Origin of the sequence: Arcanobacterium phocae (assembly GCF_018913465.1) — a bacterium.
Classification (GTDB): Bacteria; Actinomycetota; Actinomycetes; order Actinomycetales; family Actinomycetaceae; genus Arcanobacterium; species Arcanobacterium phocae_A.
Genome location: NZ_JABAPM010000003.1, coordinates 170,805 through 184,233 on the forward strand (window position 1 = coordinate 170,805; position 13,429 = coordinate 184,233).

The window sequence follows — 13,429 nt, forward strand, 5'->3', positions numbered from 1 at the left end:
ATTCCCCTCAGCATATCTCATATTTCAATGACGAAATGAGGAACATATGCGTACCAAGCAAGGCAAAAACTGGCGCAAAGGTGCGATAGCAAGCGCACTTGTGCTAGCGCTATCAACTTTTGGATCGCTTCCGATAGCATCCGCATCACAAGATTATTCTCGACTTTCAACAAGCACACAAATGGCATCTGAAGCAGAAGATGTCTACACCACTCCACTAGATGCAAGTGTGCGTATTCAACAATTCAATACTGGATGGAAGTTTAAACTAGGTGAGGAAAAAGGCGCTGAATCGCCAGAATATTCCGATGCTAAATGGCGGATCCTAGATCTTCCGCATGATTATTCCATCGAACAGGTCTTTACTCAGCAAGGTGAAGCGGAAAGTGGATATCTTTTAGGAGGCATCGGTTGGTATCGGAAAAACCTACCTTTGGATGAGAAATTCGTTGGCAAACGAATCAATTTGAATTTTGATGGCGTTTATATGGATGCCACTATCTATGTCAATGGCACCGAAGTAGCGAACCATCCATATGGATACACCCCATTTTCGGTAGATATCACTGATTATGTGAAAATTGGTGCACATAACGTTGTAGCTGTCAAGGTCAACCATGAGCTTCCATCGAGTCGCTGGTATTCAGGTTCAGGAATTTATCGCAATGTTGACCTAGTGGTTACTAACCCTGTCCATGTCGGTCATGATGGTGTAACTGTTGTTGCCCCTAATATCGCAACAGACTCTGAAGGTGATCTTGATATTAATGCCACCACACGAGTAGTAAACGAATCAGATGAATCGGCTGACGTTACGGTTACGCACGTGCTGACATCACTTGATGGCAAACAAACATTGGGTGAAAGTGCCGTACAAAAGATAACAATTGGTCCGCGATCCGATGCCGAGAGTAACGCGACGTTTACTGGTCACAATATCAAGATGTGGAGTGTGGACGACCCGCAACGATATCGGGTAATAACAAAAATATCTAATGCGGATAATATTCCACTTGATGAAGTCACAGTTAAAACCGGATTCCGGAATGCCAAGTTTGATTCTCAAAATGGATTCAGCCTTAATGGTCAGCCAATGAAGCTCAAGGGTGTATCCATGCATCACGATCAAGGAGCGTTAGGTGCTCGAGCATATCGTGCTGCCATAGAACGACAAATCGATATTTTGAAAGATATGGGTGCCAATGCCATTCGCGTCACCCATAATCCAGCATCGCGCGATTTGATCGATCTTGCAGATGAAAAGGGAATGCTTATCGTTGAAGAAATTTTTGACGGTTTTCATCATCCAAAGAACGGAAATTACAATGACTATGCCCGTTTCTTTGAGAAGCCAGTGCCGGTGAATACTGCTTTAGAAAATGTGGCACCCGAAAGTACATGGGCACAATTCGACCTTGAAGCAACATTGCGACGAGATATAAATGCTCCATCCGTGATCATGTGGTCCTTAGGCAATGAAATTGGTGAGGGCACCGGAAGATATACCAATATGGTGGAATATACTGATCAGCAAGCTAACCTCATTAAGTGGGCCCAGTCTGTTGATCAAACTCGTCCAGTCACACGCGGAGACAATCAGCTCAAAGACAGTGCTCCAGGTGCACAGACTCTTATGGGCTCGTTAGTGAAGGCCGGTGGTGTAGCTGGCTTGAATTATGTTGCGGGAAATAAATACAACAGTCTTCATTCCCAACATCCTGACTGGAAACTATACGGCTCCGAAACTGCGTCATCAGTAAATAGTCGTGGAATATATAATCGCATTCATGACAACGGGAAAACCCGGGATAAGCGGCTAACTTCCTACGATAATTCTAAAGTCAGCTGGGGAGCGTATGCCTCCGAGGCCTGGTATGACGTTATCACTCGCGATTATGTTGCTGGAGAATTTGTATGGACCGGGTTTGACTATATTGGAGAGCCGACATTCTGGTTTAAGGATTCGCCAGGTGCAGTAGACGAATGGCCGTCACCGAAGAATTCCTATTTTGGCATTATCGATACAGCCGGATTCCCGAAGGATTCTTATTATTTGTATCAAAGCCAATGGAATGATAATCTCCATACCCTTCATATCTTGCCTGCGTGGAATAGCAACGTCGTCGCCAATCCAAAAGGAAAGGTCAAGGTGGATGTGTATTCAGATGCGCCGCGTGTTGAATTGTTCTTTATTGATACGCATGGGCAGAAAAAATCACTCGGTGAAAAGAAGTTCACTGCAAAGAAAACAGAAGCTGGATACCGGTATCAACTCTACGAAGGAACAGATAAAAAGAGAACGGATCATGAAAATCTATATTTCACGTGGGAAGTTCCTTATGCTGATGGAACACTCGAAGCAGTAGCGAAAGATCAAGGCGGTCAGATAATTTCGAATACGCACGGACGCAATAAAGTGACGACGGCGGGACCAGCGCAATCACTAAAGGTAAACGTTAACCGTAATTCGATTGTTGCTGATGGTAGCGATCTGGCTTATGTTGACGTCACCGTAACGGATGCCAAAGGTGAACCTGTGCCTGATGCAAACACGCCTATAGTATTCTCCGTTGAAGGTAACGGCGAAATAGTAGGTACTGATAATGGAGAGCAAGCAGACCATACGTCTTATCAGTCACTTGAACGTCGTGCTTTTTCAGGTAAAGCATTAGCAATCGTGAAATCCACCAAGCAATCTGGATCGTTTACTGTGAAGGCAAGTGCCAAAGGAATGAGCCCCCAGACAGTAACCGTAACTACGACGAATGGCAACACAGAGCCATCGGCGGAATCTGATGTGGATCACTACCGCTACCCACGTAATATTTATGTCAAGACAGGTAATAAGCCTGATCTTCCTGAGGTCATCGATAGCTACGATGCTGATAATCGAGCCTCGACTACTGAGGTGAAATGGGATGACATTATTCCAAGCCAATATGGCAAGGCTGGTCATTTTGTTGTTTCTGGAAAAACGGGCGTCGGAGATAAGGTTGATATTAACATCATTATGATTGATGGAGTTGGCGCAGTTCTCAATTATTCAGCAACGTCACCAGTAGGAACAGTTGCCCAACTTCCTTCTACACGCCCTGTAGTAATGCCAGATGGAGCAATTTTATCGACGTCGTTCCCAGTTACATGGCAGGACCCTGAAGCTAGTGTTTGGGATAAACCTGGAACTATAACGGTTAATGGGACAACAACTATTTTCGGTCAGAACTATCAGGCTACCGCAACTATTCGTGTGCAAGAGCCAACAGTTGCAGTTGGTGATAATTTAGCCGGGGCAGCAAAGTCCCTTACTCAATCGATTTCTAAAGAATTGCAATCTGACACGCTTGAAGCGATTCGTGATAATAAAACCGCAGTTCCGAGCCATGATGGTAACGGTCCGAACAAAAACGTTTGGACGAATTATGAAAATACGCAAAAGACTGACGAAAAATCTGCGGACCTTGTGTTTGCCTACGATACTCCGCAGCAGTTTAGTCAATTTGACGTGTGGTTCTATCGAGATGGTTGGTCAGCTAATTATCCTCAGCCTCATTCGACAAAGTTCTTCGTGCGTGACACTCCTGATGAAGACTGGAAGCTTGTAGAAACACGAGAAACAATCGGCGATGAACAAGGAAACGTTCAGCCTTACAAATATGAGTTAGATCCAGTGACGACGACGTATCTAAAAGTTGAAGTCCACAATAATCCAAACGGTAAAACAGGGAGACCGGATATTAAACCAGTAACCGGTATATCAGAGATACTCCTCAAGGGTGTTAAGCAATCCTATGATGTCCATTCGACTGCGTCGCTAGCGAAAGTTGTGCTTAACAGCGAAGAACTATCGAAAGATACGCTTGACGCGTGGACCTACACATCACCTGCTACTAAACAACAAACGTTGGAAGCTTATCCTGAGGATAATGCCGCGGTGACAATTGTTCCTGAATTTGAGCGAGTATCACGAATACTTGTTGAGTCAGAAGATCATCAAACAACTAAGATGTTTGAAATCAAATATACCGGGAACCTAGAACCAGATCCGCAGCCGGCACCTGAGCCGGCACCTGAGCCGGATCCACAGCCGGATCCGCAGCCGGCACCTGAGCCGGATCCGCAGCCGGATCCACAACCTGAGCCAGATCCATCGAAACCAGATGGAATGTCCATCCCATGGATCAAAATTCTAGATGCAGTATTAACTGGGCCAACGTATGCTGATTCATCAGTAATCGCGGCTGATATAACCAATGGAAAGGTAAAGCTTGATGGTCAGTACACAGTTGAACAAGGTAAGTCAGTAGATGTTGATTTCAGTGGATTGAAGAGCGAAATGCCAGCGCGCATCTTCTTCTATTCTGAACCAACATTACTTGGCACTGAGGTTTCTGATTCCCAAGGAATGATTAAGTCCTATACCGTTCATATACCCGAGACCGTTTCTCCAGGTGAGCATTATGCTGTAGCAACATCTAATATCGCCGGTGAGCAACCGTCGTCGGTGGTGAAAATAACTGTGCTAAAGAAAAACGGCACTAACGGAGGAACAGTTAGTGCTCAATCTTCTAGCGGTTTGGCAAAAACTGGAGTTGATGTAGGTATTACTGGTCTCCTAGTAATCCTGTCAGCAGGTGCGATAGCGATTTACTGGGGTCAGCGTCGTCGGATCTAGTGTTTTCCCAGTAAAATCTCGGAAGACGGCACGGTAGCAGCGTATAAATTGCTAAAGTGCCGTTTTTCGAGGTTCTATACCTATTAGATCGTCAACCTTGCCCTATGCGACCGTCAAGAACCCAATGATGGCCATAATGTTGAAGAAATCGATGAACATTCCGCCAACCACTGGCAAAACGAAGAAAGCCGTGGGAGATGGTCCGAATTTAGCCGTCACTGATTCCATGTTTGCCATCCCGTTTGGGGTTGCTCCCATTGCAAAACCAACATTGCCAGCTACGAGCACGGCAGCGTCATATGTTGACCCCATTGCTTTGAACGTAACGAAGCGGGTGTATAACACGGTTAGAGCAACCTGGGCAGTCAACAAAACCACGAGAGCGAACGCCAGCGAACCGAGCTCCCACAACCGCACTGACATGAGGGCCATCGCTAAGAAAACACTCAGGGTCACTGTTCCTAGCATCTCGATTTCTTGATGTGGAACTAGTTCCTTGGCTCCTTTTTCTTCACCGCCGGCACGGGTGAACCGATAGTCGGAAAACCAGCGTGCTAAAATACCGCAGATCATCGGTCCTAAATAGGCAGGAAATTGAGCCATAGACGTCCAGCCGCTCACAAGCATATTGAGCCCATCAGTGATGTAGCTGCCGATAAACATGGCTACGAGTAGCGCCATGAATCCAGCTAGCACCCGGTCTGCGTTAAGCGGATGGATTTTTTCGTGAAGGAACGAATCATCAAATGTGGAGGTGTCATGGAGTTTGACGAGGTCATGACGGCGAATAAGCCGTAACGCGACCGGTCCGCCAATAAGAGAACCAGCCACAAGGCCAAAGGTTGCGGCCGTATAGGCAATCGATTCTGCGCCCAAAAATCCAGCGTCTTCGATAAGTGGAGCGATACCGGCGGAGGTTCCGTGCCCGCCGATCATCGACGTCGAACCAACCATCAGCGCCAACGGTGCTGGCAAGTCTAACAATGGCGCCAGTCCAATAACTACGAGGTTCTGTGCCACGAGCAACCCCACGGTTACCAGTAGAAAAAGCGCAACCTTAGGTCCGGCTTTGCGTAAAATCATGGGACTTGCGCCAAAGCCGATAGAGGTAAAGAACAAAACCATAAAGAAACTTTGGAGTGTGGAGTCAAAGTGAAAATTCACCGTATGTGTGAGGTGGAGGATGAGATTGATGATGGCAAACGTGAACCCGCCAATGACCGGGGATGGGATAGCAAAACGCTCGAATATCGATACTCGCCGTCGTAAAAACCGACCAAAGAACAATAACAGTACAGCGAATCCAATTGTTTGAACCATCGAAAATTCAATCGTCATATATTCCTCGTAAATGGTAGGGGATATTATCAGTAAGCCGGCATTCGGCCCAGAAAAATGTCATTATGCTATAAAAATCAACAACTGTTGAAAAGTACCATAATATTGAGGGTCTATGCGGTGAGGTGTCATATTCAACAAAAATTAAACCCGTGTTAGTAGGCTATTTGAGCCACTAATATGGCGGGTTATTCCGCTAAAATAATGCTCGTGTCTGACGTGTATTTTGAAACCCTTACTTCGATAACTTCGCCGCAGTTGCGTGCCGATATGCTTGAGATGTGGCAACGCAATACCGAGCTTGGGGCGGCGATTGGTGTTCGCCCAGGTGATCCGAGTAGTCGATATGCGGAGCTTCTTGCTGGGCACGAACAGGATATGGCTGATGGTCGCGGTTGGCTGTATGTTATGCGTGACTCGAGCACGCAGCAGCTTTTAGGGTTTGCGTGGTGGATTGTTGGTATCCCGGAGGGCCAGCCACAACATATTGCGACGATTAAGCGGTTGCAGGTTAGCCCAGATTTCCATGGACGCGGTCTAGGTCGCATGTTGATGGAGTACCTGCATTCTGTGGAGGTACTTGCCTCATTGGGTGCGGACATTGAATTTCTACATTTGCAGTTCCGGGCTGGGCTGGGGCTCGGGAAACTCTATGCTCGGTACGGGTATGAGTTGAACGTTCGGTGGGATGTGATTCGGCGGAACGACGACGGATCCCACGACGGCTGGATGGAAATGATTCGGCGCCGTGACGGCAAGCCGATGCCGGAACCCCGCTGGTGAGCGCTAGTTACTTACTGGAACAGTGAGCTTGACAAGCACACTGGGCAGTGTGCGTACTAGGTAGGCAGTTAAGTCCTCATCGTGGTGGGTCAGCGCAAGGATCATGGATCGTTCAGCGAGTGCGAGGATCATGTTGACCAAGTCCGGGGCAGAGAGAATACTGCGTCTGCCGATGTCGGAAAGTTTTGATTCAATGACTGCAGAAAGCTGCTTCTTGAAGGCTTCAGCACCCTCATATAGTGGGTTTTCTTTGTTGTGAGAACGGGCCAAATACGTCGAAAACTCGGTGAGAAGAAGGTAGAAATCCCGAGAAATAGGGAGTGCTGCGAGAATTCTTGAGGCTAGTAGTTTGGTGCTGGTGAGGGTCTCATCATCAGATGAGCCGTGAATAATAGGGATGTCTTTTGAAGCGAATGCATCCATTGTGGTGGTGAGAATTCGACCCCACTGGTCCTCGGCTAGGATCTGAATGAAGTGGTCCATGTCGGCAAAATTTGAATAGAATGCGCCGCGGGAAAATCCGGCTGCTTCGCAAATGTCTCCTACCGAGGTTCCGAGGATGCCGTTTTGAACGAACAGTATCGAACCGGCTTCGAGAAGTTTTGCACGGGTACGTTGCCGGCGTGTTGACAGCGGTGTCGCTGTTAGTTTTTCGATGGCCTCTCGCCTAATCGAGTGGACATGAATTGCCATAGACATACTCCTTTATCTTCCGTTTTAGTCTACCCCATCACTCGATACACATGTGTATTGAAACTGCAAGATACAGACGTGTATCGTGAATATCTGGTACAGCTAGAAGGAGAATCCGACATGATGACACGGTTGAAAGGCCCACGGTTGGGAACTACGATTGTCATATTTGCAGTTGCGCTAATTCCACTGCTATATGCGGGCTTGTTGACGATGACTTATCAAAATCCAACAAATCGTCTTGACGACATGACGGCCGCAATTGTTAATGAGGACCAGGCATATACCGGAACATTGGTGACCGGCAAGCAGGAAACTTTCTCGTTGGGACATGAATTGACTGATGCACTGGTACATCCGAAAGATGGTGAAGACGTCGGCTTCTCCTGGAAAGAAATGTCTGAATCGGACGCTTTGGCTCAGATGAATGATGAACGAGTGCGTGCAATCTTGTATATTCCGCACGATTTTTCGAAGAACGTAGCGAAGATCGGTACCGATATTGGATCTTCCGCGACCCAAGAGTTGCGTTTAGTTACCGACGACGGCGTGAACTATCTGGCTGGAACTATGGCTAAAACCGTGTCTGAGGCGATGACGAACCGAATTAATGAACGTGGTGCGACTCGAATTACCGAACGGCTTCTCGTTTCGATTGAGAAGATCCGCGGCGGTCTACATGACGCTACCGACGGTTCAACCAAGCTAGCTGACGGCACCGTCAAACTTAACGACGGCGTCAGTAAATTCGATGACGGTATCGGAAAACTTTCCCAGGGAACACGTGACCTTTCGCAGGGAACTGGACGCCTCGTCGTCGGTATGAATGACCTTGCGAACGGAACAGTAACGTTACGTAATGGATTGGCTACGCTCGACGACGGAACCGGGCGTGCGGCTGATGGTTCGCAAAAACTATCGCTGGGCTTAACTGAACTTAACTCGGGTGTTATTAAAGCAGCATCGGGTTCGAGCGAATTACACAATGGTGCGGAACAACTTGCCCAAGGTGTACATAAGTTAAATGCCAACACCGACAAACTGGGTGCTGGTGTGAAGCAGTTGGCGGATGGATCTGGCAAATTAGCTCCTGGAATCGCGGCGTACACTAACGGCGTCGATCAGGCGCAAGCTGGAAGCGCCAAGTTACAACAGGCTGCTCAAGCACTACCTGGCGCCATCGAGAAAATGAGTGCAGGCTTAGGTCAAGCTGGAGATTTTGATCCGACTAAGCCGGAGACTGCTAAAAAGAGTCTGATGGCTGGAACAGAAGCTCTCAATGCTGGGCTCAAACAACTACGCGATGGCGTCACTGTAGGAAAAGACGGCAAGCCATCTCTCCAAGATGGTGCTACTCAGCTAGCGGGAGTGACTGATATTGTTGCCGAATCGCTGAAGTATGTTGATACGAGCGACGCTACTAAGCTCGCAGCTGGTACTAGATCGTTTGATAAGTCTTTGCATGATTACACCACTGGCATTGACGAGCTTGCGGAGCAGTGTAAACCGCAAGATTCGGAGATGTGCCAGAAGCTTAAGAAGCTTTCTTCGTCATCCCAGAACCTCCGTGAAGGAAGCTGGTCCTTGGTCAAGGGTGCTGATTCGATCACCGGGAAGCTTAAGGGGTTCGCACCGTTCACTGAGGTCATCAACACGATCGCGCAAGGAGCACAGGCTGTCAAGGACGGTGTCAACCAGGTTGCGGCAGGTTCGGAGAAGCTCGCGCAGGGAAGTGATCAGCTGACCCAAAACATGGCCAAGGCCAGTGCTGGGGTAGGACAGCTCAAGACGAAGCTCGGAACAGCGTCGTCGTCAAACGATGGTACCCTCCTTGGTGGTATTAACGATCTGAGCGCAGGATTAGCAAAAATCAGCGGCGTAAACGGAACCCAGTCCGCGCAATTACGTGATGGAGCCCAAGCGCTCGCTGGCGGAATCGGAACGTTGACGGGAAAGTTGCCGGAGCTAACTGATGGTGTGAACAAGCTCGATACCGGTGCTCAAAAACTTGCTGACGGTTCCACTGGTCTTGTCTCTGGCATGACAAAACTATCTGAGGGCTCGCAGAAGGCTGCTAGCTCGGCACAAGAATTGGCCTCCGGAATTGGCAAGCTGAAGAACGGTACTCAATCGGCACGCTCCGGTTCGCAAAAACTAGCAGACGGTGCCCAGACCGCTCAGCAAGGTGTGGGTGCGCTAGACTCCGGCGCTCGCAAGCTGAACGATGGCGCGCAGACTGCTCAAGAAAAGGTTGGCGAACTTGCTGACGGCGCTCGCAAGCTGAACGACGGCGCAACAAAACTTCGCGATGGCTTAACTGAAGGTTCTGGAAAGATCCCACAACTATCGAATGCTGATCAGCAGAACGTTTCGGCAACGGCTGGAAAGGTTGCTGAAGTTAAGACAGAACGGCTACACGCAGTTGCAAATAACGGCGCTGGATTTACTCCGATGTTTATGTCGCTCGCATTGTGGATTGGCACAATCGCACTGTTCCTGGTCTTGCCAGCTCTCGATCACGACGAACGAGCTCGCGGTCGGTGGATCCAAGCAGTTACTAAGCCGGCAGTGACAGCAACTATTTTGGCTGTGGTTCAGGCTGTTGTGATGATGGTTGTAGTCAATGCGATGGGTGAACTGCACGTCGCGAACTTGGCTGGGCTGAGTGCGTTGGCGGTTCTCGCCAGTATCTGTTTCATGGCAGTCAACCAGGCGTGTGTTGCGGCCTTCGCGTTCCGTGGTCGGTTCTTGTCTATCGTTTTGCTGAGCTTGCAGATCACCTCGATGGGGGCAACGTTCCCGATCGAAACTGCGCCGAAGTTCTTCCAGTGGATCCACTGGCTTTTGCCAATGAGCGATACTCAGCTCGCTTTCCGGTCGCTGATTGCTGGTGGCGGTGTGGATGGAATCGTTGGCAAGACGGTTCTAGTTCTCTTGCTGTGGACGGTGGTTGCGGTAGCGGTCAGCTTCTTCGCAGCTAAGGTACGTATCAAGAAGAATACGCCACTGGCACAAGATGAAGCTCTAGCACCGACTGCTGGATAACGTTCAGTAACGTAAATAAGTAGGCTCCCTAGTTTGTACTAGGGAGCCTACTTATTTAACTTGGAACTCTTACTTGCCTTTTAATGCAGTTGTGTATGCTGCGTCAAGATCAGCAACAGCGTCGCGTACTTGCTGTACGGTTGACTTAGCATTGAGTTCTACACCAACAGCTTTGGTGATGTGCTTATTGAGCTCGTGGTAGGTGGGAAAAGCCTTCTTTCCAAGAATGTTTGTGTCACGATCCCAACGGACCTTCCAGATTTTCTTCGTTAATTCGTTCTTAACGTAAACTGTGGCGATGTCAGTTGGTTCGATATCTGGGTATCCGGAAACGCGCTCCACAACCTTCTTGAGGTCCTCAATTGAGTCCTTCAATTGCGCCTCTGTTGACGTAAGGTTTGTCAAACGAATGACTGCGCGGGTGACGGCGAAACCGATCTCAACGTGGGCGGCTTGAACCTTGTTGTTCAGCTTTGATACTGCTGTATCAATTGTCAAACCGATATTCGTTGCGAGCTCAGCGCGAGACAGGATTGTCTGAGCATCGAATGCCGGGATATTACCGGATGCTAAAGCGACCAATTCTCCTTGTAGTTCTCTGAGCGTTTTAAAGAGCCCATTGAACTCCTTGCTCCACTGGACGTCTGGGCGCGCAACCTTCGCAACTTCGGCGACTTCAGCGACGTGATTTAAGGTCTCTTCAACAGCTTCAGCTTTTTCTCTGGCTTCTGCTTTAATCTCTTGTTGTGTTTCACCGGTCTCTTTTAGGACTACGACGTGGCTTGGGATTGAGGACGAGTGCGTATTTGCCTGTGCTACTGGGGTAGCGAGTTGCGGGATAAGTAGCGATGTTGAAAGTGCTAGGGCAATAAGGGTTTTTTTCATTGACACTCCAAAACGACAATATGGAAAATGACTTACCCGCGAATTGCTCCGCGGTAATTCAATGTTATAAGAGGAAATTCAATTCGTATAGACCTATGTCACATTTTGATCTTCTTTTTGGGCGAAACTGGTTGTGTGGTGAGTGGTGTGTTCTCGAATTAGCCAAGGAAAGTCTCACGTTATAGAAATGGCGGTATTTAGCGGATTATAGCGAATGTGCTAATAGGTGTGTCCGATAAGTGTAAATGGCTGGTGTTATCGGTTTGAATATATCTATACTCTGCAACAAAATGGATATGTATATATTACTTTTGTCCTAGGAGATCATTTGTATTCAACGGCGATGCATGCGGTCACATTCGTGCCATCCACTGAGTCCATCGGTGGCTCAACTGTTCTTTCTGCGCTAGTCGGCATCTTGCCGCTTATCGCATTCTTTATTATGCTCGGCGTTTTCAAAATGAAAACACACTGGTGTGCGCTTGGGTCTTTAGTCATTGCCTTAATTATTGCGATTCTTGGTTTCCAGATGCCAGCAACAATGGCACTAAACTCCGCTTTATTCGGGACAGCGTTCGGCATTATGCCAATTTTGTACATTGTCATTGCCGCGGTTTGGCTGTATAACCTGACTGTCGACTCGGGTCGAGATAGTGATGTTCGCGCAGTTTTCTCAGCCGTTGGAAAAGGAGACATGCGAATTCAGGCGCTTCTGCTCGGTTTTTCCTTCTGCGGCTTACTTGAAGGGCTCGCTGGTTTCGGTGCCCCCGTCGCTATTGTTGCTGCGATGCTAGTTTCACTCGGAATTAATCCAATCAAGGCTGCTCTTGTCACCATGGTCGGTAATGCAATCAACGTGGGCTTTGGGGCAATGGCAATTCCTGTCACCACTGCAGGCAAGATCGGTGGTGTCGCTGGTGCTGACGTCGCCAACACGGCTTCATCTATGACCCCGTGGATCATTATTCTGATCCCGTTCCTTCTATTGTTTATTCTCGACGGCGCACGCGGCGTACGTCAGTTATGGCACGTTGGTTTATTGCAAGGAATTGTTACCGCATTCGGTCACTTTGTGGCCGCGCACTACGTTTCCTACGAACTGACAGCAGTGTTCGCTTCTCTTCTAGGTTTCGCTGTAGTAGCTGGAGCCCTTGTTGTCCTTAACCCAACTACTCCAGAAGACTGGCGTTCTGAGGTTTCTTCCGAAGGGACCCCAAGCGCTGGGCGAATCACCCTTGCACTCATGCCGTACTGGCTCGTCGTCGTCATCTTCTCGATTGCAAAACTGTGGACGCTCGGAATTGATATCCCACAAGCATTTGCCAAAACAACTATTAAGCTGCAGTGGCCAGGCTTGTATGGAGCTTTGCTTGACCACAACGGTGAACCATCATCGGGCGCCATTCTGAGTATCCAAACCTTAGCAAACCCGGGAACTATGATCGTGATAACTGCACTTATCGTTTCCCTCGTTTATGGTATTTATTCCACATCTCGATTCACCTTTAGTTTCGCCCGAGGAATCTCCGTCTTAGGGCACACTATTCATGCTCTGCGATGGTCATTACTTACAATTGCACTTGTTATGGCACTCGCTTACGTTATGAATTTCTCCGGTCAAACTGCTGCAATTGGCGCAGCACTAGCTGCGACTGGTGCTGCATTCGCATTCCTGTCACCAATCTTGGGATGGATCGGTACTGCAGTTACCGGATCAGCAACGTCAGCAAACGCACTCTTCGCCTCATTGCAATCAACAGCAGCTGCAGGCGCGAACCTTGATCCGAATGTTCTTCTTTCTGCCAACTCTATTGGTGGCGGAATTGGGAAGATCGTATCACCACAAAACCTTGCTATTGCAGCAACCGCAATTAACAAGCCAGGTTCTGAAGCAGAAATTCTCCGGAAAGCAGCACCGTTCTCCGTGGGGCTCTTGCTTCTCCTGTGCGTGTTAACATTCCTTGCTTCCCAAGGCATCCTACCGATCGTTCAGTAAGTTTTAGCAACGTCATA

General features: G+C 48.4%; 7 protein-coding genes. 4 read left to right on the forward strand and 3 right to left on the reverse strand.

Features of this window, described 5'->3' with window-relative positions; genetic code table 11:
• Positions 1 to 46 precede the first annotated feature (46 nt).
• Positions 47 to 4,672, forward strand: coding sequence for a glycoside hydrolase family 2 TIM barrel-domain containing protein (locus KSO86_RS05145; RefSeq protein WP_216378522.1), 4,626 nt, complete (start codon positions 47 to 49; stop codon positions 4,670 to 4,672).
• A 102-nt stretch (positions 4,673 to 4,774) separates the two neighbouring features.
• Here the strand turns inward: KSO86_RS05145 and KSO86_RS05150 are convergent, their stop codons facing one another.
• Complete coding sequence (locus KSO86_RS05150; protein WP_216378523.1) at positions 4,775 to 6,010, reverse strand: sodium/glutamate symporter; 1,236 nt, start codon at positions 6,008 to 6,010, stop codon at positions 4,775 to 4,777.
• A 210-nt stretch (positions 6,011 to 6,220) separates the two neighbouring features.
• Here KSO86_RS05150 and KSO86_RS05155 point away from each other — a divergent pair, with 210 nt between their 5' ends.
• On the forward strand, positions 6,221 to 6,793 hold the full coding sequence (locus KSO86_RS05155; RefSeq protein WP_216378524.1) for a GNAT family N-acetyltransferase: 573 nt from the start codon (positions 6,221 to 6,223) through the stop codon (positions 6,791 to 6,793).
• 3 nt (positions 6,794 to 6,796) lie between these two features.
• Here the strand turns inward: KSO86_RS05155 and KSO86_RS05160 are convergent, their stop codons facing one another.
• The gene (locus tag KSO86_RS05160; protein WP_216378525.1) at positions 6,797 to 7,486 is read right to left on the reverse strand and encodes a TetR/AcrR family transcriptional regulator; all 690 of its coding nucleotides are present in this window, start codon (positions 7,484 to 7,486) and stop codon (positions 6,797 to 6,799) included.
• A 120-nt stretch (positions 7,487 to 7,606) separates the two neighbouring features.
• Between KSO86_RS05160 and KSO86_RS05165 the strand changes: the two genes are divergently transcribed.
• Complete coding sequence (locus KSO86_RS05165) at positions 7,607 to 10,531, forward strand: YhgE/Pip domain-containing protein (RefSeq protein WP_216431885.1); 2,925 nt, start codon at positions 7,607 to 7,609, stop codon at positions 10,529 to 10,531.
• A gap of 69 nt (positions 10,532 to 10,600) precedes the next feature.
• Here the strand turns inward: KSO86_RS05165 and KSO86_RS05170 are convergent, their stop codons facing one another.
• On the reverse strand, positions 10,601 to 11,416 hold the full coding sequence (locus KSO86_RS05170; protein WP_216431887.1) for a CAMP factor family pore-forming toxin: 816 nt from the start codon (positions 11,414 to 11,416) through the stop codon (positions 10,601 to 10,603).
• 343 nt (positions 11,417 to 11,759) lie between these two features.
• Between KSO86_RS05170 and KSO86_RS05175 the strand changes: the two genes are divergently transcribed.
• A complete protein-coding gene (locus tag KSO86_RS05175) occupies positions 11,760 to 13,412 on the forward strand; it encodes an L-lactate permease (protein WP_216378798.1) in 1,653 nt (550 codons plus the stop codon).
• Positions 13,413 to 13,429 lie beyond the last annotated feature (17 nt).